Origin of the sequence: Aeromicrobium sp., assembly GCF_037719875.1 — a bacterium.
Taxonomy (GTDB): domain Bacteria; phylum Actinomycetota; class Actinomycetes; order Propionibacteriales; family Nocardioidaceae; genus Aeromicrobium.
This window is the reverse complement of the sequence record NZ_JBBJMJ010000014.1, coordinates 1-22,076: the sequence shown is the minus strand read 5'-3', so window position 1 is coordinate 22,076 and position 22,076 is coordinate 1. Positions and strand designations below refer to the sequence as shown.

Genomic DNA, 22,076 nt, shown 5'->3' with positions numbered 1-22,076 from the left:
TGGTCGGCCGACGGCGTGTTCCTCCGGGAATATGCCTCCGGTGGCTTCCGTTTCGTACGGGGGCCATTTTTTCTTGGCCTCCCACACGATCTCAGGAGGATCCATCACCACAGAGCTGCGCGTCAACGACCGAATCCGCGTTCCCGAAGTACGCCTCGTCGGTCCTGGCGGTGAACAGGTGGGCATCGTCCGCATCGAAGATGCCCTGCGACTGGCAGCGGAAGCTGATCTCGATCTTGTCGAGGTGGCTCCGACAGCTCGTCCGCCCGTCTGCCGTCTCATGGACTACGGCAAGTTCAAGTACGAGACGGCACAGAAGGCTCGCGAGTCCCGCCGCAACCAGACCAACACCATCATCAAAGAGATGAAGTTGCGTCCCAAGATCGATCAGCACGACTACGACACCAAAAAGGGTCACGTCGTCCGATTCCTCAAGGCCGGCGACAAGGTCAAGATCACCATCATGTTCCGCGGTCGCGAGCAGCACCGCCCCGAGCTGGGCTACCGGTTGCTCCAGCGGCTCGCCGCTGACGTCGAGGACCTCGGTTTCATCGAGTCCAACGCCCGCCAGGACGGTCGCAACATGACGATGGTCCTCGGTCCGCACAAGAAGAAGTCCGAGGCCCAGGCCGAGGTCAAGGCCGAGAAGGTCAAGAGCACCGCGGCAAAGGTCGCCGAGAAGGATGCCGAGGCCGCTGAGGTCAAGGCTCATCGCGAGGCCGCCCAAAAGACTGCATCACCCAAGAAGCCACGTCGACGTTCTGAGAACCTCGACCCAGACATGGAGGCATAAATGCCGAAGTTCAAGCCCCACTCGGGGATGAAGAAGCGCGTCAAGGTCACCGGCAGCGGCAAGCTGCGCCGGGAGCAGACCAACCGTCGCCACCTGCTCGAGGTCAAGTCCTCGTCGCGCAAGCGTCGTCTCGAAGGTTCGACCGCCGTCGCCAAGGCGGACGTACCGCGCGTGAAGAAGATGCTCGGTCTCTGACCGCGGCGCACCCCGACATACCGAAACTCTGAAGGAGAACTGAGATGGCACGCGTCAAGCGCTCTGTCAATGCACAGAAGAAGCGCCGCCAGACACTGGAGCGCGCTGCGGGCTACCGCGGTCAGCGTTCGCGGCTCTATCGCAAGGCCAAGGAGCAGGTCACACACTCGCTCGTCTACAGCTACCGCGACCGCAAGGCCAAGAAGGGCGACTTCCGTCGCTTGTGGATCCAGCGCATCAATGCTGCGGTGCGTGCCGAAGGCATGACCTACAACCGCTTCATCCAGGGCCTCAAGGCCGCGGGTGTCGAGGTCGACCGCAAGATCCTCGCCGAGCTCGCAGTTCACGAGCCGGCCGCGTTCTCGGCCCTCGTGCAGACCGCGAAGGACAACCTCCCGGACGACGTCAACGCACCCAAGGACGGCGCCGCGGCCTGACCGCGGTAACCCGGCAGAGCTGAATTCCGAAGCGCAGTGGCGAGTCCGCCCGACAGGCTCACCGTCCGTTCAGGACGTGTGAAGCACACCCGGCGGCTCGCCACTCGTGCGTTCCGGGCTGAGACCGGCGAATTCATCGCCGAGGGTCCGCAGGCCGTGCGGGAGGGCCTCGCCGAGCCCGACGCCGTCGTCGAGATCTTCGCGACGGAGGTCGGCACCGCGCAGCACGACGACCTGAGGGTCGTCGCGGAGCGGGGTCACGTCCCGTGGCACGTCGTCACCGACGATGTCGTCGACTCGATCGCCGACACGGTCCAGCCGCAGGGGCTCGTGGCGCGCTGCCGCATCCCCGATCATTCGCTCGACACTCTGCTCGCAGCGCATCCGACGTTCGTCGTGGTGTGCGCAGACATACGTGATCCCGGCAACGCAGGAGCCGTGATCCGCTGTGCCGATGCGGCCGGAGCCGACGGAGTCGTGTTCGTCGGAGACAGCGTCGACCCCTATAACCCCAAGGCCGTTCGCGCGACCGTGGGCAGCGTGTTCCATCTCCCGGTCGTGACCGACCGGGACACACCGGGCACCTTGGTCCGCCTGCAGGACCTCGGACTCCAGGTCCTGGCGGCCGACGGCGGGGGAGACGTCAGCCTGTTCGACGACACCCTCGACCTGTCGCGACCCACCGCCTGGCTCATGGGCAACGAGGCACGGGGCCTGCCGGAGGCGACGCGAGGTCTGGCCGACCGAGTGGTCTCGGTGCCGATCTTCGGTCGCGCCGAGAGCCTCAACCTCGCGACGGCTGCGGCAGTCTGTCTCTATGCGTCGGCTCGGGCCCGCTCAATCGACTGAAGTCCGCGCTCGGGGTCGTCGCGACAAGTCCGTTCGTACTAGATTCAGCACCCATGGACCTCGACGACTTCCCCGACGGCATCATCATTGCCGGCGCTGACGGGACGGTCGAGTACGTCAACAAGCGCGTCCGCGCGATGGCTCGGGCCGAGGGCGACGAGATGTTGGGCATGCATCTCAACCAGGCCGTGCCGTTCGACGACCTCAACGGCAACTCCTGGTATGACAGCACCCACCCCTACGACGGGATCGCGATCCGCACCCGCATCTCCGAGCAGGCCTGGTGGTCGCCCAAGGGCAGCGAGTACCTCATCACCGCGACACTCGTGCGTGATCGCCCGGCCGGGCCCGTCCAGCGGGTCGTGGTGAGCGTACGCAACGCCCGTGTCCGCAACCAGCGTGACCGCGAGCGTTCCGACCTCGTCGCAACGGTCGCGCACGAGCTGCGTTCTCCACTGACCGGCATCAAGGGTTTCACCTCGACCCTGCTGACCAAGTGGGACAGGTTCTCCGATGAGCAGCGCCAGCTGATGCTCGAGACCGTCGACTCCGACGCGGACCGCCTGAGTCGGCTCATCACCGAGCTGCTGGACGCGGCGCGCATCGACGCTGGTCGTCTGACGCTCAAGCGCGGTCCGGTCAAGCTCGACGAGGTCGTGCGGCATGTGTTGACCAATGTGTCGGGGGGAGCGACCGAGCCGTTCGGGATCAGCATCGGTGACGACCTCGAGCTGATCTGGGGTGACAGCGACCGCATCACCCAGGTCGTGACCAACTTGGTCGAGAACGCGATGAGGCACGGCTTCGGCCTGCGAGAGGTGGTTGTGCAGAACACGCAGCACCCCGAGTTCCAGGGCGGGGTGTCGCTGCAGGTCCACGACAACGGCCCGGGCATTCCCGAAGAGATGCGCCAGCGGGTGTTCAGCCGGTTCTGGCGCGCCGGGCCTGGCGCTGGCAGCGGCCTCGGGATGTACATCGTGCGAGGCATCGTCGAGCAGCATGGCGGCACGATCGAGATCAAGGACGCGGAGGGCGGCGGTGCCCAGATCCGCGTCTGGTTCCCGATCAACGAGCCCGACACGATGACCGACTGATCCGGCCCAACCGCGACCGATAAACTCAAGGCGGTTGCCAACCCGCTACCACGATGTCCTCCGGAAGGCCTGTATGTCCGCGCCCAACTCCTCGTACGATCCCGTCGAGGTGACCCCGTTGCGTGCCGATGAGGTCGAGCGCATGCGCGACGAGGCGCTTGCGGCGATCGCGGCCGCCATGACTCTCGATGAGCTCAAGCAGGTGCGCATCGACCATGTCGGTGACCGCTCGCCACTGGCACTCGCCAACCGTGAGATCGGCGCTCTCCCGCCCCAGGCCCGCAAGGAGGCCGGCCAGCGGGTCGGCCAGGCCCGCGGAGCCATCAGCCAGGAGCTGACGACCAGGACTGCCGAGGTCGAGGCGGTCGAGCAGGAGAGCGCGCTCGCAGCCGAGGCGGTCGACGTCACGCTGCCCTGGGATGTCTCGCCCGCGGGAGCACGTCACCCGTTGACCACGATCCAGGAGCACGTGGGCGACATCTTTGTCGCGATGGGGTGGGAGGTTGCCGAGGGGCCCGAGGTCGAGGCCGAGTGGCTCAACTTCGATGCGCTCAACCTCGGACCGGATCATCCTGCCCGCACGATGCAGGACACGTTCTGGGTCACTCCCGAGCGGGCGGCCATGGTGCTGCGCACGCATACGTCGCCGGTCCAGGCACGCTCGATGCTGACCCGGGAACCCCCGATCTACATCGTGTGCCCCGGTCGCGTGTTCCGCACCGACGAGCTGGATGCCACGCACTCGCCGGTCTTCCACCAGGTCGAGGGCCTCGCGATCGACGAGGGACTGTCGATGGCACATCTCAAGGGCACGCTCGACCATTTCGCTCAGGCGATCTACGGCGACGGCATGACGACCCGGTTCCGGCCGTCATACTTCCCATTCACCGAGCCCAGCGCCGAGATGGACCTGCTCTGCTACGTCTGTCACAACGAGCCGGCCGAGGTTGCGGACTGCCGCACCTGCAAGGGCGAGGGATGGGTCGAGTGGGGTGGTTGCGGTGTGGTCAATCCGCGCGTCCTGATCGCGTGCGGTGTCGATCCGGAGCGCTACTCCGGATTCGCGTTCGGGATCGGCCTGGACCGCACGATCACGTCCCGCTACGACATTGCGGACCTGCGCGACCTGTTCGATGGTGACATCCGCTTCACCCAACCGTTCGGAGTCGAGCTGTGAGCGAGCGCCAGCTGGGGGTACCCCCGCGAGGTCTGCGAGCAGGGGGCAGGACCCACGAGCGCCTGCTCACCGCCCTCACGTACCGTGCCCCTGTTTCTGAAACGTGGGGGTGGTGAGCATGCGAGTACCCGTCAAGTGGCTGCGTGAGCTGGTCGCGCTGCCCGAGTCAGTGACGACCGTGCAGCTGGCGGCCCGGTTGACCGAGTTCGACCTCAAGCTCGAGGAGATCATCTCGTCGGGCATCAGCGGACCGCTGGTCGTCGGCCGGGTCGGGTCGCTCGCCAAGGAGCCGCAGAAGAACGGCAAGACGATCAACTGGTGCCGCGTGGATGTGGGACCTGGGCACAACGACGCCGACGGGGCTCGCGGCATCGTCTGCGGCGCCCACAACTTCGTCGAGGGCGACCTCGTCGTGGTCTCCCTCCCCGGCACGGTCCTGCCCGCGCTCGCAGACTTCATCCCGGGCGGAGAGATCGCTGCGCGCAAGACGTACGGGCATGTGTCGGACGGCATGATCTGCTCTGGCGCCGAGCTGGGCGTGCCAGGCGACGCCGACGGCATCATCGTGCTGGCCGACGGTTCCGCAGAGCCCGGTGACGACGCGATCGCGCTCCTGGGTCTCGGCGACGAGGTGCTCGACCTCGAGGTCAACCCGGATCGCGGCTATGCGTTGTCGATGCGTGGGGTCGGTCGCGACACCGCGCTGGCATATGGACTCGACTTCGCGGACCCGGGTGACATCGAGGTGGCCGGCGTGGGGGAGGGCTACCCAGTCCGGGTCGACGACTCCGATGCCTGCCCGGTCTTCGCCGCTCGCGCCGTCACGGGAGTCGATCCCAGCCTCCCGACCCCCAGCTGGATGGCTCGGCGGATCGAGCAGGCCGGCATGCGCTCGATCTCGCTTGCCGTCGATGTGACCAACTACGTCATGCTCGAGCTCGGCCACCCCATCCACGGTTACGACCGCGCCAAGCTGCGGGGCACGATCGTCGTACGGCGTGCGACCGAGGGCGAGAAGCTCACGACGCTCGATGGCACGGTGCGCTCGCTGTCGATCGAGGACACCGTGATCGTCGACGACCGCGGTCCGATCGGCCTGGCCGGGGTCATGGGTGGAGAGGACACCGAGCTCTCCAAGACGACGACGGACATCCTGATCGAGGCCGCGCACTGGAAGGCGCCCATGATCGCCCGTACGGCACGGCTCCACAAGCTGCCGTCGGAGGCATCCAAACGCTACGAACGGGGCGTCGATCCAGACTTGCCGGCCCGCGCGACGCAGCGAGTCGCCGATCTGCTCGTCGAGCACGGTGGGGGGACGATCGAGGGTGGGCTGACCGTCGTCGGCACTGCCGCGCCCCGGGCCGCCGTCGAGATGGCGATCGACCTGCCCAGTCGGGTGTCCGGCGTGGACATCGACGCGCAGACGGTGGTCGAGGCACTGGAAGGCAACGGCTGCGCGGTCGAGCTCGACCACGCCTCGCTGGCCGCGACGCCGCCGAGCTGGCGATTCGATCTCAATGACCCCAACGACCTGGTCGAAGAGGTGCTCCGGGTCGTCGGCTACGACAAGGTGCCGTCGATCCTGCCGACTGCTCCGGCGGGACGAGGCCTGACGACCGGGCAGAAGCTCCGTCGTCGGGTCGGCAACGCGCTCGCCGGCGATGGGCTGATCGAGGTCAAGACGTTCCCCTTTGCCGGGAACGCAGACTTCGACCGCCTCGGGTTGCCGGCCGATGACATGCGTCGTCGCCAGGTGCTGTTGGAGAACCCGCTCTCGGCCGAAGAGCCCGGCATGACGACGACATTGTTGACCGGTCTGCTCAAGAGCCTCGTCCTCAACATCGGCCGCGGACACGCAGATGTGCACATCGTCGAGACCGGCCGGGTCTTCCTGCCCAAGGCAGGCGAGGTCGAGGCGCCGATCTACACCGTCGCCGACCGGCCGACCGATCAGGAGATCGCGGCCTTTGCGGCGGCGCTACCCGAACAACCACATCACGTCGGGCTCGTCATGAGCGGCGAGCGCATACGCTCCGGCTGGGCCGGACCCGGCCGTCAGGTCGTATGGGCCGACGCGATCGCGATCGTCCAACGCCTGGCCGACGTCCTGCATGTCCACGTCGAGGTCCAGCCGGCGCAGGCCATGCCGTGGCACCCCGGGAGATGCGCGGCGATCGTCCTCGACGGTGTGACGATCGGCCACGCCGGCGAGCTGCACCCGCGGGTCCTGAAGGCATACGGGCTGCCGGCGCGCGTGGTCGCCGCGGAGGTCGATCTCGATGCGCTGATCGCGGCCTCGCCCGAGGTCGGACCGCGGCCGGAGTTCTCGGCCTACCCCGTCGCCAAGGAAGACCTGGCGCTGATCGTCGACGAAATGGTTCATGCGATGAGCGTGCAACGGGCGTTGGCCGGCGCGAGCCCGCTGATCGAGTCCGTACGGCTGTTCGACGTCTACGTCGGTGACCAGGTCGGCGACGGCAAGAAGTCGTTGGCCTTCGCGCTTCGGCTGCGGGCGCCGGATCGCACCCTGACCGACGATGACATCAGGTCGGCCAGGGACGCGGCGATCAGCGCAGCGGCTGAATCGCTGGGCGCCACCCTCCGCACCTAACGCTGACGGGTCACTTGTTGTCTGCCGGCGGGTCACTTCTGACGCGGGATGAGGCCAGCAAGTGACCCGTCACCAGACAAAAACTGACCCGTCAGCGAGGTGGGGAGGGTTAGAAGGTGACGGCGGGCGGGGCATCTTGGCCGTCGGGGGCGTCGTAGAACTCTCGCGCCTGCACGCCGGCGATCCCGGTGAAGAGCAACCACGGGATCGTCCGTACGAGGCTGTTGAGGGTCGCGACCGCGTCGTTGTAGAACTGGCGGGCAAACGAGATCTTGTTCTCGGTCTCGGCGAGCTCGGCCTGCAGGGACTGGAAGTTGGCCGACGCCTTGAGATCGGGGTATGCCTCGGCGACGGCGAGGACGTCGATGATTGCCTTGTCCAGCTTTGCCTCGGCGGCTGCCTTGTCCTGCACCGAGCCGTCCTTCGCCGCAGCCGCGACGCCGGCGCGAGCCGCAGTGACGGCCTCGAAGACGCCCTTCTCGTGCTGGGCATAACCCTTGACGGTGTTGACCAGGTTGGGGATCAGGTCGGCGCGCCGGGTCAGCTGCACATCGATCCCGCCGAGTGCCTCCTGGGCCGCGATGTCGACCCGCCGCAAGCGGTTGAACGCGTAGACCGTGAAAAGTGCGAGTGCCAGTGCGACGACGACCGCCACGATGATCCAGAGCATGGGTTCTCCTCGATGGATGATGAAGTGAGTGTTACGGGCCTACCAGGAACCGCCGCCACCGCCTCCGCCACCGCCACCACCTCCGCCACCGCCGCCTCCGCCACCTGAGGATGACGAGGACTGGGTGGCCGAGTAGGCGCTGATCGAGGAGGCCAGCGAGGATTCAAATCCTGAGAAGGCGTCGTTGTTGCCGAAGAAGCTGTTGCCCGTGGTGGTGGAGCCGCCGCCGTACCAGGCCGGCACGGGGGCCTGTGATCCGGTCGCGAGCTCATACTTCCGCGCCCACCGGTCGGCGCAGTCGAATGCGACGGCAAAGGGGATGAACGCCGTGTAGAGATCCTTCTTGCCGCTGAAGTCGAACCGGTCCTTGGCCGAATCGGTCGACAGCATCCGCTCGAAGCCCCCGGCCCGCGACCAGAGGTCGCGCCCGAGGGTCGTACGCCGGCGACCGGCGCCGGCGACCATGAGGCCGATGCCGCCGATCACGAAAGCGGCGAGCGGCAGGAAGTACACCGTGGTGACCGCGCTGACGAAGATCGCCAGAATGAGGAACAGGACGGCAGCCGCCCCGACTGCGACCCGGGCGAGCGTCTCCGAGCCGGCCGCTCGCTGCGCGCCGACGCCCGTGGCCCAGGCGTTCGTCTGAGCAGGCAGGGCACGGCGAAGCGACTGCAGCTTCATGCCTGAGCTGACCGACTTGGGACTCGACCTGAAATGCGATCCCGGCTGGGTGACGCCGAGCGTCTCACCGACGAATCGGGTGACGTCATCGGTCCTCGCCCACGCCGTCGCGTCGCCGACGCCGGTGACGGTCCACGACTTGCCGCCATTGTCGGTGAGTGTCGTCAGGCCCTGCTCGGCTTGGTAGAGCAAGGTCGCCACCAAGGCACGATCGGGCACGGTCTCGGTCGTGAGGTATGCCGTTTGCACTGGCCCGAGACCCGGCGGCGGTTCGTATGTCACGGGGTAGCCGGGCCGCTCCTCGCGCGAGCGACGGTCGAGGACATAGCCGAGGACGAATGCGGCAAGGGAGATCGCAAGCACGATGAGCAGATGTGTGGTGCTCTGCCCGAGCGTCCGGTCGGCGGCAATGGGCCAGGGCGCGGAGACCCGCTCCGGCGTCTCCAGTGGCAGACCGATCCGGACGGTGACGGGGGTGCGTGCCGCCAGCTGACCGGTCTTGACCGTGACCCGGTCCGTGCCCCCGCCGGTGATGTCGCACGTGCCCGCGCTCTCGAAGCCCGAGGTGCATTGCACCTTGCCGGAGGCGGTCGGCAGGCTGATGTTGATCGTGGACCTGTCGATGCTCATCTGCCAGCCCTGCGCCACGACATTCCAGTAGAACACCGACTGGGCGGGCCGCTCGTCGGTCCAGCTGGACGATGCGAAGGTCCCTGGCCCCGCTGTACTCGGTGCGAGCGCGCCGTCGATCCGGTAGGTGATCGTGTAGACGTGTGTGCCGGGCGTGACGAATGAGTCAGGATCGCCGATCTTGGCGACGCGGAACTTGCGGCCCTTCTGCCACTGCAGCTCGAATGGGGCCGTGCCGCCGTCCATCTGCACCTTGATGCCCGTCGGGTCGAGCCTCACACGATCGTCGGAGGGATCGGCGAGGTCCCAGAACCGGAAGATCCCGTGGCGGCCGGACGGGAAGACGGCCGTGATCTGCTCCTTGGCGACGAGGTCGCCGTTCCTGAGCACGAGATAGTCGGCGGTGTAGTCCGAGATCCGCACGGGGTCGGGGCCTGTCGCCGCTGATTCAGTCGAGGGCGCAAGCGAGACGATGACAGGTATGAAGAGGACTGCCGCGGTGACGACGAGCGCGAGGACTCGCAAGAGGATCCGCTTCATGGCTGCATCCTAGGGGGATGGGGGCGCCGACCGTCGAGGATCGGTGCGGACCCAGCATGCAAGAAATTGCAGAGGTGTGCAATAATGTGAGACATGTCCAAAGTACTCACCAGCCTGCCCATCGGCGAACGCGTCGGCATCGCCTTCTCAGGCGGCCTCGACACCTCTGTAGCGGTCGCGTGGATGCGCGACAAGGGCGCCGTCCCATGCACCTACACCGCTGACATCGGCCAGTACGACGAGCCTGACATCGCGGGTATCCCGGGTCGTGCGATGCAGTACGGCGCCGAGCTGGCGCGGTCGATCGATTGCAAGCGTCCGCTCGTCGACGAGGGCCTCGCGGCCCTGGCGTGCGGCGCGTTCCACATCCGGTCCGGTGGCAGGACGTACTTCAACACGACACCGCTGGGACGCGCGGTCACCGGAACCCTGCTCGTACGCGCGATGCACGAGGACGGGGTCGACATCTGGGGTGACGGCTCGACGTTCAAGGGCAACGACATCGAGCGGTTCTATCGTTACGGGCTGCTCGCGAATCCCGAGCTGCTGATCTACAAGCCGTGGCTTGATGCTGCGTTCGTCGCCGAGCTCGGTGGCCGGACCGAGATGAGCCGGTGGCTCACCGAGCGGGACCTCCCTTATCGCGACAGCCAGGAGAAGGCGTACTCGACCGACGCCAACATCTGGGGCGCGACCCACGAGGCAAAGACCCTCGAGCACCTGGACACCTCGCTGGAGTCCGTCGAGCCGATCATGGGCGTCAAGTTCTGGGATCCCGAGGTCGAGATCGAGACCGAGGACGTCACAGTCTCCTTCGAGGCGGGGCGCCCGGTTGCGATCAACGGTGTGACGTTCGGAGGCGACCCCGTCGCTCTCGTCCACGAGGCGAACCAGATCGGTGGTCGCCACGGGCTGGGCATGTCCGACCAGATCGAGAACCGCATCATCGAAGCCAAGAGCCGGGGCATCTACGAGGCGCCGGGCATGGCGATGCTGCACATCGCATACGAGCGGCTCGTCAACGCGATCCACAACGAGGACACGATCGCCAACTTCCACCAGCACGGTCGTCGCCTCGGCCGGCTGATGTATGAGGGACGCTGGCTCGACCCGCAGGCGATGATGCTGCGGGAGTCCATCCAGCGCTGGATCGCCTCGGTCGTCAGCGGCGACGTGACGCTGCGGCTGCGCAGGGGTGAGGACTACTCGATCCTCGACACCCAGGGCCCCTCGTTCTCCTACCACCCCGAGAAGCTGTCGATGGAGCGCACGGAGAATGCCGTGTTCGGTCCGACCGACCGCATCGGTCAGCTGACGATGCGCAATCTCGACATCGCCGACTCCCGCGCCATGCTCGAGCTGTATGCCGCCCAGCCGCTCGACCAGGGCCAGGTCCTGGTCGAGAACGGCACGCTCTTCGGCGACCTGCCCGCGGGTGGGGCCACCCGGATCGAGGCCAACCCGGCCGTTGACGGCGACGACGAGCAAGCACTCGACGCAGCCGCCATGGAGTTCGGCACCGACTGATCGCATGCGCCCTCTCCAAGACATTTCTGCCAAGGTGGACCGATGACCAAGATCACCGCAGCCGTAGCCGGTGCCAGCGGGTATGCCGGCGGCGAGGTACTGCGCCTGCTGCTGGCTCACCCCGACGTGGAGATAGGCGCGCTCACCGCGGCGTCCAGTGCCGGTTCGGCCCTGGGTGGCCACCACCCGCATCTCCTGCCCCTGGCTGACCGCATCCTGCAGCCGACGACCGCCGAGACCCTGTCGGGACACGGCGTGGTCTTCCTGGGACTGCCGCACGGCCAGTCCGGCGCGGTTGCCGCTGAGCTCGGTGATGACGTCCTGGTCATCGACTGTGGCGCGGACTTTCGCCTGCAGTCGGCCGAGGAATGGGTCGAGTTCTACGGTGGCGAGCACGCGGGCACCTGGCCGTACGGTCTGCCCGAGCTCATCGTGGGCGGCCTGCGGCAGCGGGAGCAGCTGCGCGGCGTCAACCGCATCGCGGTCCCGGGCTGCAACGTCACGGCGATCACCCTCGGCATCCAGCCGGCCGTCGCGGCCGGGCTCGTGGAGGCGACAGATCTCGTCGCGGTGCTCGCCAACGGATTCTCGGGGGCAGGAAAGGCACCCAAGACCAACCTGATGGCCGCAGAGGGCCTCGGAGCCGCGTCTGCGTACGGTGTCGGAGGCGTCCACCGCCACGTCCCGGAGATCATGCAGAACCTTCGGCTTGCGGGTGCCGATGACGTGACGATCTCGTTCACGCCGACCCTCGTGCCGATGGCGCGCGGCATCCTGGCGACGACGACAGCCCGCCTCGCACCGGGAGTCGACATCGACACGGTGCGAGCGGCGTACGACGCGGCGTACGGCGACGAGCCGTTCATCCACCTGCTTCCCGAGGGCCAGTGGCCAACCACCGCGGCGACCTTGGGCGCCAACACCGCCCAGCTCCAGGTCGCAATCGACCGTCGTGCCAACCGTCTCGTCGTCGTCACCGCAATCGACAATCTGGTCAAGGGCACGGCAGGCGCAGCGATCCAGTCCATGAACCTCGCCCTGGGCCTTCCGGAGGCCACGGGCCTCACCACGATCGGAGTCGCACCATGAGCAGATCGCCTGCAGACGGATGTCGCTGCGTCTGCGTCGCCAGGGCCACCCACAAACAACAACATCCATCCCACCTGAGGAGAGTCGAGCAGTGAGCGTCACCGCACCCCAGGGTTTCACCGCCGCAGGCGTTGCCGCCGGCCTGAAGGCCACTGGCGCGACCGATGTCGCGGTCGTGGTCAACAACGGCCCCACCAAGGCCGCGGCGGCGGTCTTCACGAGCAATCGTTGCAAGGCCAATCCGGTCCTGTGGAGCGAAGAGGCCATCAAGACCGGCTCGGCCGCCGCGGTCGTGATCAACTCCGGCGGAGCCAACTGCTACACCGGTCCCGAAGGCTTCGCGACGACGCACCAGACGGCCGAGACCGTCGCCGAGGCCCTCGGGGTCGGGGCCATCGACGTACAGGTGTGCTCGACCGGGCTGATCGGGCTCCTCAACGACCGGGAGGCCCTGCTGTCAGGCGTACGCTCGGCAGTCGACGGGCTGAGTCCCGATGGCGGGCATGCGGCCGCGACGGCGATCATGACGACCGACTCGGTGGCCAAGGAGGCGGTCGCCCGGGGCGAAGGCTGGACCGTCGGTGGCATGGCCAAGGGCGCCGGCATGCTGGCTCCCGCCCTGGCGACGATGCTCGTGGTCATCACGACGGATGCCGACATCGACGCCTCGACCGCCGATGCGGCGCTGCGCAGCGCAACGGCCCAGACGTTCGATCGGCTCGACTCCGATGGGTGCCAGTCCACCAATGACACGGTCCTGTTGATGTCGAGCGGCGCCTCGGGTGTGAGCCCGGACCGGCAGACCTTCACCGATGCCGTCACGACGGTGTGCCGGGACCTCGCGATGCAGCTCCTGGCCGACGCCGAGGGCGCTGATCACGAGATCGCGATCGAGGTCGTCAACGCCGCGACCGTCGACGACGCACTCGAGGTGGGGCGCTCTGTCGCCCGCAGCAACCTGTTCAAGTGCGCGATCTTCGGCAAGGACCCCAACTGGGGTCGCATCCTTGCCTCGGTCGGCACGACCCAGGCGGTCTTCGACCCCGCGGATCTGGATGTCGCGCTCAACGGCGTGTGGGTGTGCCGGCAGAGCGGGCCGGGGGAGTCGCCCGACGGGATCGACCTGTCCGACCGCTCGGTCTCGGTCACGATCGACCTCAAGGCAGGCTCCGCAGGGGGCACCATCTGGACCAATGACCTCACTCAGGCCTACGTCCACGAGAACTCGGCCTACTCCTCATGACAGATGACATCGACAGCCTCGCCCAGTGGCAACCCGAGGAGTGGAAGAAGGCGACCGCCCAGGCCGCCACCCTCGCTCAGGCGCTGCCGTGGCTCAAGAAGTATCACGGCAAGGTCGTCGTGGTGAAGTACGGCGGCAACGCCATGACCGACGAGGCGCTCAAGCACGCCTTCGCCGAGGACATCGTCTTCCTCCGGATGGCCGGTTTCAAGCCCGTCGTGGTCCACGGCGGCGGACCGCAGATCAGTGCGATGCTCGACAAGCTCGGCATCGAGTCGGAGTTCAGAGGCGGGCTGCGGGTCACGACGCCGGAGATCATGGACGTCGTCCGCATGGTGCTGACCGGGCAGGTCGGACGTGAGCTCGTGGGCCTGCTCAACCAGCACGGCGACCTTGCCGTGGGCTTGTCCGGCGAGGATGGCGGCCTCCTGACGGCGCAGAAGACGCTGCCGGTCATCGACGGTGTCGAGACCGACATCGGACTGGTCGGCGAGGTCGTCGGCGTGCGCCCGGAGGCGGTGCAGGACCTCATCGATGCCGGCCGCATACCGGTGGTCTCGACCGTCGCGCCAGATGCGACGGGACAGGTGTACAACGTCAACGCGGACACGGCGGCCGCCGCGCTGGCAGTTGCGCTCGGCGCCGAGAAGCTGCTCGTCCTGACCGATGTCGAGGGTCTGTATGCCGACTGGCCCAACAGCTCCGACGTCATCGGGGAGATCAGCCCCGAAGCGCTCGCCGAGATCATCCCCGGACTGTCGACCGGGATGATCCCCAAGATGACGGCATGCCTCAAGGCCGTCGCGGAGGGAGTCAAGCGCGCCACCGTCATCGACGGCCGCGAGCCGCACGCCGTGCTGCTCGAGATCTTCACCGACGAGGGGGTCGGCACGCAGGTCGTACCCGGTGCGGAGACCCGCATCCGCACCGCGCTCTACTCCACCAGCGTCGACAAGAACTCCGACAACGAGGTCAAGCCATGAGCGTCGACGACTGGATTGCGCGCTACCAGGGTGCCGTCATGAACACCTTCGGCACCCCGCAAGGAGTCCTGGTCCGCGGCGAAGGCGCGTACGTGTGGGACGCCGACGGCACGAAGTACCTCGACCTGCTCGGCGGCATCGCGGTCAATGCACTGGGTCATGGACACCCGGCCATCCTGGAGGCCGTGACGCAGCAGCTCAGCACGCTGGGACACATCTCGAACTTCTTCACCTCCGCTCCGCAGATCATGCTGGCCGAGAAGCTGCTCAGCCTCGTCGGAGGCGAGGGACGCGTGTTCTTCACGAGCTCCGGCGCCGAGGCCAACGAGGCTGCGTTCAAGGCCACCCGCCGGACCGGACGTACGCGGATCGTCGTCGCCGAGGGGTCGTTCCACGGCCGCACGATGGGTGCGCTGGCGCTGACCTCCAAGGAGGCCTACCGCGCGCCGTTCGAGCCCCTGCCCGGCGATGTCAGCTGGGTCCCCTACGGAGACACCGCCGCTCTCGAAGCTGCGGTCGACGACACCGTGGCCGCCGTGCTGCTGGAGCCGATCCAGGGCGAGGCCGGGGTCGTCGTCCCGCCGCCGGACCACCTCGTGGCCGCGCGCGAGATCACCTCGCGGCACGGAGCGCTGTTGTGGGTCGACGAGGTCCAGACCGGTATCGGCCGCACGGGCGCGTGGTTCGCCCACGCCGAGTCCGGCATCAAGCCCGATCTCGTGACGGTGGCCAAGGGCCTGGGCGGTGGCATCCCGATCGGGGCCTGCATCGCCCTGGGTGATGCGGCAACACTGCTGCAGCCGGGCAATCACGGCACGACATTCGGCGGCAATCCGGTCGCCACGGCGGCGGCGTTGGCAGTCATCGCCACGATCGAGTCCGACTCGCTCCTCGACAACGCCCTCAGGGTCGGCGAGGTGTTCCGGGACGGACTGGCCGATCATCCCGCAGTCCTCGCAACAACAGGACGTGGATTGTTGGTGGGCGTCGTCCTGCGCGAGCCGGTGGCCGCCGAGGTGCAGAAGGCTGCGCTGGCAGCGGGTCTCATCCTCAACAGCGCCACACCGAGCAGGCTGCGTCTCGCGCCGCCGCTGATCCTCACGGTCGAGCAGGCCGAAGGTGCGGTGGCGACGCTCCGGGGACTCCTCGACGAGGCGAGTGCGCCGTGAGGCACTTCCTGCGGGATGACGATCTCAGCCCGGCCGAACAGGCCGAGGTCCTGGCGCTGGCGGCCGACATCAAGTCCACGCCTTACGCGCGCCGGCCGTTGGCCGGCCCGCAGACCGTCGCGGTGATCTTCGACAAGGCCTCCACCAGGACCAGGGTGTCCTTCAGCGTCGGCATTGCGGACCTCGGTGGCAACCCACTGATCCTCGACTCGGCCACGACGCAGGGCGCCCGCGGCGAGTCGGTCGCCGACACCGCACGGGTGCTGGGCCGGATGACCAGCGCGATCGTCTGGCGGACATACGCCCAGGCCGGACTCGATGAGATGGCTTCCCATGCCGGCGTGCCTGTGGTCAATGCCCTGAGCGACGACTTCCACCCGTGCCAGATCCTCGCCGACTGGCAGACCGTGATCGAGCGCAAGGGTCGCCTCGCGGGACTGACCGTTGCCTACCTCGGTGATGGCGCCAACAACATGGGTCACTCCTACGTGCTGGGTGGTGCCACGGCTGGCATGCACGTGCGCATCGGCGCACCAGCGGGATATCAACCCGATCCGGTGATCGTCGTCGATGCCGAGAAGATCGCGAGTGAGACCGGGGGCTCGATCACCCTCACGGAAGATCCCGCGGCGGCGATCCTCGGCGCCGACGTCGTCATCACCGACACGTGGGTCTCGATGGGTCAGGAAAGCCAGAAGGATGCCCGGCTCGCCCTGTTCGGCGACTTCGCGGTCACCTCCCGGGCCATGGAGTCCGCCGCGGCCGATGCGATCGTGCTGCACTGCCTCCCCGCCTATCGCGGATTCGAGATCTCATCGGAGGTGCTCGACGGGCCGCAGAGTGCCGTCTGGGACCAGGCCGAGAACAGGCTGCACGCGCAAAAGGCGCTCATGGTGTGGCTGCTTCAGCGGGCAGGTCGACCCTCGTGACGATCCCGCCGACCAAGGCCGCGCGCCAGCAGCTCATCGTCGAGCTGCTGGGCCATCAGCTCGTACGCTCGCAGGGCGACCTCGCCGAGCTGCTCGACACCCGCGGCATCAATGCGACACCGTCGACCATCTCCCGCGATCTCGTCGAGCTCGACGCGGTCCGCGTGCGTCATCCGGACGGTGGGCTGGTCTATGCCGTGCCCGCCGAGGGTGGGGACCGTACGCCGCGACCCGCCGCCGACAGCGCCTCGGCCCGGGCCCGGCTCGCGCGCATCGTCCGCGAGCTGGTCGTGACCGCCGAGGCCTCGGCCAACCTCGTCATCCTGCGCACGCCGCCGGGAGCAGCTCAGTATCTTGCCTCCACGATCGACCACGCCGCCCAGCACGACCTGCTCGGCACGATCGCCGGTGACGACACCGTCATGCTGATCAGTCGAGACCCTGATGGCGGGGCAGACATCGCCGACCGGTTCACGACCCTCGCCGCATCCACACCCAAGGAGCCCATCACGTGACCCAGCCCGAGACTCCCGCCCCCGAGTCAGGGACCAGCCTCTGGGGCGGCCGATTCGCCTCAGGTCCCTCGCCCGAGCTGGTCGCGCTGTCGAGGTCGACACACTTCGACTGGCGACTGGCGACGTACGACCTGGCAGGCTCCCGGGCTCATGCAAGGGTGCTGCAGGCCGCGGGGCTGCTCAGCCGGGACGACCTGAACGCCCTGGTCGCCGGCATCGATGCGCTTGCCGCCGACGTCGAGTCCGGGGATTTCGTCGCCCAACCAGATGACGAGGATGTCCACACGGCCCTCGAGAGAGGTCTGCTCGAGCGGCTCGGTCCCGTCCTCGGTGGCCGGTTGCGTGCCGGCCGGTCACACAACGACCAGGTCGCGACGCTGTTCAAGATGTATCTCCGCGACCACGGCAGGGTCATCGCGCGGCTGGTCCGCGAGCTTGCCGAGGCGCTCGCGACCCAGGCCGAGCAGCACATGGGCACCTCGATGCCCGGGCGCACCCACCTCCAGCATGCACAGCCCGTGCTGCTCTCCCACCACCTGATGGCGCACGCCTGGCCCTTGGTGCGGGACCTCGACCGGCTCTCCGACTGGGACGCCCGCGTCGGCGCCGACTCTCCCTACGGCTCCGGCGCGCTCGCCGGTTCATCGCTCGGTCTCGATCCTGAAGCGGTTGCTGCAGATCTCGGGTTCAGCGGATCGAGCGCCAACTCGATCGACGGCACCGCGGCGCGTGACTTCGTCGCCGAGTTCGCGTTCGTGACCGCCCAGATCGGCGTCGATGTCTCCCGCCTGGCCGAGGAGATCATCATCTGGAACACCAAGGAGTTCGGCTTCGTCAGGCTGCACGACGGCTTCTCCACCGGGTCGAGCATCATGCCGCAGAAGAAGAATCCGGACATCGCCGAGCTCGCCCGGGGCAAGTCGGGGCGCCTGATCGGCAACCTCACCGGATTGCTGGCGACGCTCAAGGCGCTCCCACTGGCATACAACCGCGATCTCCAGGAGGACAAGGAGCCGGTGTTCGACTCGATCGACACCCTCGAGGTCCTCCTCCCGGCCTTCACCGGCATGATCGCGACCCTCACCTTCGACACCGAGCGGATGGAGTCGCTGGCGCCTCAGGGATTTGCCCTCGCGACCGACATCGCCGAGTGGCTCGTCCGCCAGGGGGTTCCGTTCCGTGATGCGCACGAGCTCTCCGGTGCGTGTGTGCAGGCGTGTGAGCAGCGGGGGATCGAGCTGTGGGACCTCTCCGCTGAGGACTTCACGGCCATCTCACCTGCGCTCACGCCAGGCGTGCGCGAGGTGCTGACGGTCGAGGGCTCGCTGGCCTCCCGTGACTCCCGCGGCGGCACGGCTCCGGTGCGGGTCGCCGAGCAGCTGGGCGAGCTGCGCGGTCGCCTGCTCGCGACGCAAGCTCTGTGACCGACGGCGTGGTCGAGCACGCACGCGGGCTGTTGGGGCGCGTGCTGCACGGTCACGACGTCGCGGTTCGCATCACCGAGGTCGAGGCCTACGGGGGAGTCCACGACCCTGCCTCCCACGCCTTCACTCGCACGCCGCGCTCCGAGATCATGTACGGCGCACCATGGCGCTTGTACGTCTACCGCTCCTACGGCATGCACGTGTGCGCCAACGTCGTGACGGGCCCCGCCGAGGAGGCGGCCGCTGTGTTGATCCGAGCGGGGGAGGTCCTCGCGGGCCTCGACGTGGCTCGTGGGCGGCGACCGGCGGTCAAGGACGTCGCGCTGGCGCGTGGCCCCGGCAACCTCGCGCGTGCGCTCGGTCTCACCCTCGACGACCTCGGGACCGATCTGCTCGGACCCGACGGCGTACGTCTGGGGGAGCGCCCGACCGAGGTGCCGCCGATCAGCGACGGCCCGAGGGTCGGCGTCTCCAGGGCGGCAGACGTGCCCTGGCGATTCTGGGTCACGGGTGACCCGACGGTGTCGGCCTACCGTCGCAGTCCTCGCGCCTGACCCCCTGAAGACGACATGATGCTCGCGGGCTGGTGGTCAGCCCTGACGACCCCAGGAGACATCGATGGAGACTGCACCAATCACAGCGTGGACCTTGCAGAACGAGATCCCCGTCCCGGATGACATCGGGCCCCTCTTGGTCGAGGGCGAGCAGGCGGTTGCTGCCTTCAAGACCTTTCGCGACAGCGCTGTCTTCACCACGAAGCGCCTGATCGTGCGCGATGCGCAGGGCATCAGCGGGAAGAAGGTCGAGATCTACTCGCTGCCCTACTCGACCATCAACATGTGGTCCTCGGAGAACGCCGGAAAGCTGGACTGGAACTCAGAGATCGAGCTGTGGACCCGGGCAGGCCACATCAAGATCAAGCTCAGCAAGGGAGCCGACGTGCGCCGGCTCGACAGCCTCATCGCCTGGGCGGTGCTCAACAGCCGTTAGTCACGCGCCGCCGTCACGCCAACCGGTAGCGCCGCTCCGGGCGGCCCGCGCTGCCGTAGTTCAGGCGTACGACCACGCGCTGCTCGTCGACAAAGAACTCGAGGTAGCGTCGCGCGCTGACCCGCGAGATGCCGACCCGCTCGCCGCACTCGGTCGCCGACAGCTCGCCGAGGTCGGCCGTCGGCAAGCGGTCAAGCCCGACGACGCCGACGACGTGACGACCTAGCCACTCAGACGCTACGCTTATGTCATGACAATCGCTGTCGCCTATCGTCCCGACGAGTTCGGGCGTGCCGCCCTCGACTGGGCCGCCGCCGAAGCCCGCACGAAGGGCGACTCGCTCCTCATCATCAACGTGCACCGGGTCGAGCCACGTCTTGACACCGGTCACGCCAAGGGGCGGCACGTGCAAGCCATCACCGAGGCGCTCGCGGTCGACAACGTGCCGTTCGAGGTCCGCCAGGTCGAGGGGGAGAGCATCGCCGGCACGGTGCTGTTCGAAGCCGAGCAGGGTGGTGCCTCACTCATCGTGATCGGCGTACGCCCGCGCAGTCCGGTCGGCAAGATCTTGATGGGGAGTGTCGCGCAGCAAATCCTGCTCGACTCGTCGGTCCCCGTCGTCGCGGTCAAGCCTTAGCGCCGCGGGGCCCGCGCTAAGGTCGCGGTGCATCCCCGACCTCGAAGGACTGACCTGTGACCCACGTACTCGATGACCTCGACGCGCGAGGACTCATCGCGCACTCGACGGACCGTGACGCCCTGCGCGCGGAGCTGTCAGCGGGGCCGATCACCTACTACGTGGGCTTCGACCCGACGGCGCCGAGTCTGCACATCGGCAACCTGCTCCAGATCCTGACGGCCCGGCGGCTCCAGATCGCAGGTCACAAGCCGCTGATGCTGGTCGGCGGGTCGACCGGGCTCATCGGTGACCCCAAGGAGGCCGGCGAGCGGGTCATGAATCCCAAGGAGACGGTCGGCGAGTGGGTCGGCAACATCCGCGACCAGGTCTCCGGCTTCGTCGACTTCGCCGGCGACAACGGCGCCACGGTGGTCAACAACCTCGACTGGACCGCCGGCCTCAGCACGATCGACTACCTGCGCGACATCGGCAAGCACTTCCCGGTCAACCGGATGCTGGCCCGGGATGTCGTCAGCAGCCGACTCGAGTCCGGCATCAGCTACACGGAGTTCAGCTACGTGCTGCTCCAGTCCCTGGACTACCTCGAGCTGCACCGCCGCCACGGCTGCGTCCTGCAGACCGGGGGGAGTGACCAATGGGGCAACATCACGGCGGGCGTGGAGCTGATCCGACGTGCGGACGGCCACAAGGTGCATGCCCTGGCCACGCCCCTCATCACCAAGGCGGACGGAACGAAGTTCGGCAAGACCGAGTCCGGCACGGTGTGGCTCGATCCGAATCTCACCAGTCCCTACGCCTTCTACCAGTCGTGGATCCAGGCTGAAGACTCCAAGGTCATCGAGTACCTCCGCCAGTTCACCTTCCTCGAGCTGGACGAGATCAGCGCGATCGAGTCCGAGCACCTCGACCGGCCCGGGGCGAGGTCCGCTCAGCGACGTTTGGCAGCAGAAGTCACCACGATCGTCCACGGCAACGAGGAGACCGCCGCCGCCGAGCTCGCGTCACGAGCCCTGTTCGGACGGGCCGAGCTGGGCGACCTCCCGGAGCAGACGTTGGCCGCGGCGCTTCGTGAAGCCGGGGCGGTCGATCTGTCGGCTGCCGATCATCCGACCGTCGTGGACGCGTTCCTCGCGGCCGGCCTGGCCGACAGCAAGTCCTCGGCACGTCGCGCGGTGGCGGACGGTGGCGCGTACGTCAACAACGAACGCGTCGTCGACCCCGCAAGGGAGCTCGCCGGCGAGCTCTTGCTGCATGGCAAGTGGGCCGTGCTCCGCAAGGGAAAGCGGTCGATCTCGGGCGTGTCGGTGTCCTGAACCCCGTCATTTCAAGGGCCCGAATGCGTGTGACGTGGACCATACGGAGCCGATTTGACGAAGGGGGAAACGCCCCCGTAATGTTCTTCTTGTTGGACAGCACGGCGGAGCGAAAGGCCGAAAGGCAGGTCGCTCGGAGCTTCCAGCCAGCTCAACCGAAACGGTCAACGGCACGGCGCCTCAGGCGCCCGGAGACGGACCGCGGATAACGAAGCTGAACATGGTGACCGACCCGGTTTGACCGGTGAAAACGAGCCGTGTAAGTTAGACGAGTTGCCCCAAGGCGGAGACCGCGAGGTCGAGGCTGAGGTGAGCGTCTGATCCTTGAGAACTCAACAGTGTGCCAAAAGTCGACGAGATTAATTTGTAATACCCCGTCGAGACCCGTCGGTGAGCTTCGGCTCGCCGATCTCGATGGAATCAATTCCGACAATTTATTTGTCAGCAAATAGTTTGTCAGGTTGAACTGAAGTTGCAGTAAACCAGCCCGGTGCCTTTCGAGGTGCAGGGCTGGCGCACTTTCAACGGAGAGTTTGATCCTGGCTCAGGACGAACGCTGGCGGCGTGCTTAACA

General features: G+C 67.4%; 22 protein-coding genes. 19 read left to right on the top strand and 3 right to left on the bottom strand.

Going from position 1 to position 22,076, the window contains the following annotated elements:
- Window positions 1-73 precede the first annotated feature (73 nt).
- From infC to pheT, 7 genes are all read left to right on the top strand, one after another.
- Window positions 74-793, top strand: coding sequence for a translation initiation factor IF-3 (infC, locus tag WKF39_RS12715; RefSeq protein WP_340388955.1), 720 nt, complete (start codon window positions 74-76; stop codon window positions 791-793).
- Window positions 794-988: a 50S ribosomal protein L35 gene (gene rpmI / locus WKF39_RS12710; RefSeq protein ID WP_340388953.1), complete on the top strand. Its 195-nt coding sequence runs from the start codon at window positions 794-796 to the stop codon at window positions 986-988.
- A 44-nt stretch (window positions 989-1,032) separates the two neighbouring features.
- Window positions 1,033-1,425, top strand: a complete 393-nt coding sequence (rplT, locus tag WKF39_RS12705) for a 50S ribosomal protein L20 (RefSeq protein ID WP_340388951.1) — start codon at window positions 1,033-1,035, stop codon at window positions 1,423-1,425.
- Between the two features lie 36 nt (window positions 1,426-1,461).
- Entirely contained in the window at window positions 1,462-2,274 is an 813-nt protein-coding gene (locus tag WKF39_RS12700) for an RNA methyltransferase (protein ID WP_340388948.1), read from the top strand.
- A gap of 53 nt (window positions 2,275-2,327) precedes the next feature.
- Window positions 2,328-3,368 carry an ATP-binding protein gene (locus tag WKF39_RS12695; RefSeq protein ID WP_340388946.1) on the top strand — a complete coding sequence of 347 codons (1,041 nt, stop codon included), beginning with the start codon at window positions 2,328-2,330 and terminating at the stop codon, window positions 3,366-3,368.
- Window positions 3,369-3,441: 73 nt separating this feature from the next.
- Window positions 3,442-4,545, top strand: a complete 1,104-nt coding sequence (gene pheS, locus WKF39_RS12690; RefSeq protein WP_340388944.1) for a phenylalanine--tRNA ligase subunit alpha — start codon at window positions 3,442-3,444, stop codon at window positions 4,543-4,545.
- Window positions 4,546-4,663: 118 nt separating this feature from the next.
- Window positions 4,664-7,159 (top strand): phenylalanine--tRNA ligase subunit beta, encoded by a 2,496-nt coding sequence (gene pheT / locus WKF39_RS12685; RefSeq protein ID WP_340388942.1) that lies wholly within the window; start codon window positions 4,664-4,666, stop codon window positions 7,157-7,159.
- A 109-nt stretch (window positions 7,160-7,268) separates the two neighbouring features.
- Here pheT and WKF39_RS12680 read toward each other — a convergent pair whose 3' ends face one another.
- Window positions 7,269-7,829, bottom strand: a complete 561-nt coding sequence (locus WKF39_RS12680; protein ID WP_340388938.1) for a LemA family protein — start codon at window positions 7,827-7,829, stop codon at window positions 7,269-7,271.
- Between the two features lie 39 nt (window positions 7,830-7,868).
- Window positions 7,869-9,680, bottom strand: a complete 1,812-nt coding sequence (locus WKF39_RS12675) for a DUF2207 domain-containing protein (protein ID WP_340388936.1) — start codon at window positions 9,678-9,680, stop codon at window positions 7,869-7,871.
- 93 nt (window positions 9,681-9,773) lie between these two features.
- On the opposite strand from WKF39_RS12675, the gene argG reads away from it, so the two are divergent.
- From argG to WKF39_RS12625, 10 genes are all read left to right on the top strand, one after another.
- Entirely contained in the window at window positions 9,774-11,207 is a 1,434-nt protein-coding gene (gene argG / locus WKF39_RS12670; RefSeq protein WP_340388934.1) for an argininosuccinate synthase, read from the top strand.
- Between the two features lie 42 nt (window positions 11,208-11,249).
- Window positions 11,250-12,296 (top strand): N-acetyl-gamma-glutamyl-phosphate reductase, encoded by a 1,047-nt coding sequence (gene argC / locus WKF39_RS12665; RefSeq protein ID WP_340388932.1) that lies wholly within the window; start codon window positions 11,250-11,252, stop codon window positions 12,294-12,296.
- Window positions 12,297-12,387: 91 nt separating this feature from the next.
- Window positions 12,388-13,539, top strand: coding sequence for a bifunctional glutamate N-acetyltransferase/amino-acid acetyltransferase ArgJ (gene argJ, locus WKF39_RS12660; protein ID WP_340388930.1), 1,152 nt, complete (start codon window positions 12,388-12,390; stop codon window positions 13,537-13,539).
- A complete protein-coding gene (gene argB, locus WKF39_RS12655; protein WP_340388928.1) occupies window positions 13,536-14,522 on the top strand; it encodes an acetylglutamate kinase in 987 nt (328 codons plus the stop codon). The genes argJ and argB overlap by 4 nt, the downstream gene beginning before the upstream one ends.
- Window positions 14,519-15,691: an acetylornithine transaminase gene (locus tag WKF39_RS12650; protein ID WP_340388926.1), complete on the top strand. Its 1,173-nt coding sequence runs from the start codon at window positions 14,519-14,521 to the stop codon at window positions 15,689-15,691. The genes argB and WKF39_RS12650 overlap by 4 nt, the downstream gene beginning before the upstream one ends.
- Window positions 15,688-16,620, top strand: a complete 933-nt coding sequence (argF, locus tag WKF39_RS12645) for an ornithine carbamoyltransferase (RefSeq protein ID WP_340388924.1) — start codon at window positions 15,688-15,690, stop codon at window positions 16,618-16,620. Before WKF39_RS12650 ends, argF begins: the two co-directional genes overlap by 4 nt.
- Window positions 16,621-16,622: 2 nt before the next feature.
- Window positions 16,623-17,135, top strand: coding sequence for an arginine repressor (locus WKF39_RS12640; protein WP_340389076.1), 513 nt, complete (start codon window positions 16,623-16,625; stop codon window positions 17,133-17,135).
- On the top strand, window positions 17,132-18,559 hold the full coding sequence (argH, locus tag WKF39_RS12635) for an argininosuccinate lyase (protein WP_340388922.1): 1,428 nt from the start codon (window positions 17,132-17,134) through the stop codon (window positions 18,557-18,559). Before WKF39_RS12640 ends, argH begins: the two co-directional genes overlap by 4 nt.
- Window positions 18,556-19,113: a DNA-3-methyladenine glycosylase gene (locus WKF39_RS12630; RefSeq protein WP_340388921.1), complete on the top strand. Its 558-nt coding sequence runs from the start codon at window positions 18,556-18,558 to the stop codon at window positions 19,111-19,113. The genes argH and WKF39_RS12630 overlap by 4 nt, the downstream gene beginning before the upstream one ends.
- A 64-nt stretch (window positions 19,114-19,177) precedes the next feature.
- Window positions 19,178-19,549 (top strand): PH domain-containing protein, encoded by a 372-nt coding sequence (locus tag WKF39_RS12625; RefSeq protein WP_340388919.1) that lies wholly within the window; start codon window positions 19,178-19,180, stop codon window positions 19,547-19,549.
- 13 nt (window positions 19,550-19,562) lie between these two features.
- Here the strand turns inward: WKF39_RS12625 and WKF39_RS12620 are convergent, their stop codons facing one another.
- The gene (locus WKF39_RS12620) at window positions 19,563-19,736 is read right to left on the bottom strand and encodes a hypothetical protein (protein WP_340388917.1); all 174 of its coding nucleotides are present in this window, start codon (window positions 19,734-19,736) and stop codon (window positions 19,563-19,565) included.
- 63 nt (window positions 19,737-19,799) lie between these two features.
- Between WKF39_RS12620 and WKF39_RS12615 the strand changes: the two genes are divergently transcribed.
- Window positions 19,800-20,186, top strand: a complete 387-nt coding sequence (locus WKF39_RS12615; RefSeq protein WP_340388915.1) for a universal stress protein — start codon at window positions 19,800-19,802, stop codon at window positions 20,184-20,186.
- A gap of 56 nt (window positions 20,187-20,242) precedes the next feature.
- A complete protein-coding gene (tyrS, locus tag WKF39_RS12610) occupies window positions 20,243-21,502 on the top strand; it encodes a tyrosine--tRNA ligase (protein ID WP_340388913.1) in 1,260 nt (419 codons plus the stop codon).
- The last annotated feature ends 574 nt before the right edge of the window (window positions 21,503-22,076 follow it).

What these genes read in the sequence shown, in the direction of transcription:
- rpmI (WP_340388953.1), top strand. Translation starts at nt 794, where the DNA reads ATGCCGAAGTTCAAGCCCCACTCGGGGATGAAGAAGCGCGTCAAGGTC.
- rplT (WP_340388951.1), top strand. Translation starts at nt 1,033, where the DNA reads ATGGCACGCGTCAAGCGCTCTGTCAATGCACAGAAGAAGCGCCGCCAG.
- WKF39_RS12695 (WP_340388946.1), top strand. Translation starts at nt 2,328, where the DNA reads ATGGACCTCGACGACTTCCCCGACGGCATCATCATTGCCGGCGCTGAC.
- pheS (WP_340388944.1), top strand. Translation starts at nt 3,442, where the DNA reads ATGTCCGCGCCCAACTCCTCGTACGATCCCGTCGAGGTGACCCCGTTG.
- pheT (WP_340388942.1), top strand. Translation starts at nt 4,664, where the DNA reads ATGCGAGTACCCGTCAAGTGGCTGCGTGAGCTGGTCGCGCTGCCCGAG.
- WKF39_RS12680 (WP_340388938.1), bottom strand. Translation starts at nt 7,829, where the DNA reads ATGCTCTGGATCATCGTGGCGGTCGTCGTCGCACTGGCACTCGCACTT.
- WKF39_RS12675 (WP_340388936.1), bottom strand. Translation starts at nt 9,680, where the DNA reads ATGAAGCGGATCCTCTTGCGAGTCCTCGCGCTCGTCGTCACCGCGGCA.
- argG (WP_340388934.1), top strand. Translation starts at nt 9,774, where the DNA reads ATGTCCAAAGTACTCACCAGCCTGCCCATCGGCGAACGCGTCGGCATC.
- argC (WP_340388932.1), top strand. Translation starts at nt 11,250, where the DNA reads ATGACCAAGATCACCGCAGCCGTAGCCGGTGCCAGCGGGTATGCCGGC.
- argB (WP_340388928.1), top strand. Translation starts at nt 13,536, where the DNA reads ATGACAGATGACATCGACAGCCTCGCCCAGTGGCAACCCGAGGAGTGG.
- WKF39_RS12650 (WP_340388926.1), top strand. Translation starts at nt 14,519, where the DNA reads ATGAGCGTCGACGACTGGATTGCGCGCTACCAGGGTGCCGTCATGAAC.
- WKF39_RS12625 (WP_340388919.1), top strand. Translation starts at nt 19,178, where the DNA reads ATGGAGACTGCACCAATCACAGCGTGGACCTTGCAGAACGAGATCCCC.
- WKF39_RS12615 (WP_340388915.1), top strand. Translation starts at nt 19,800, where the DNA reads ATGACAATCGCTGTCGCCTATCGTCCCGACGAGTTCGGGCGTGCCGCC.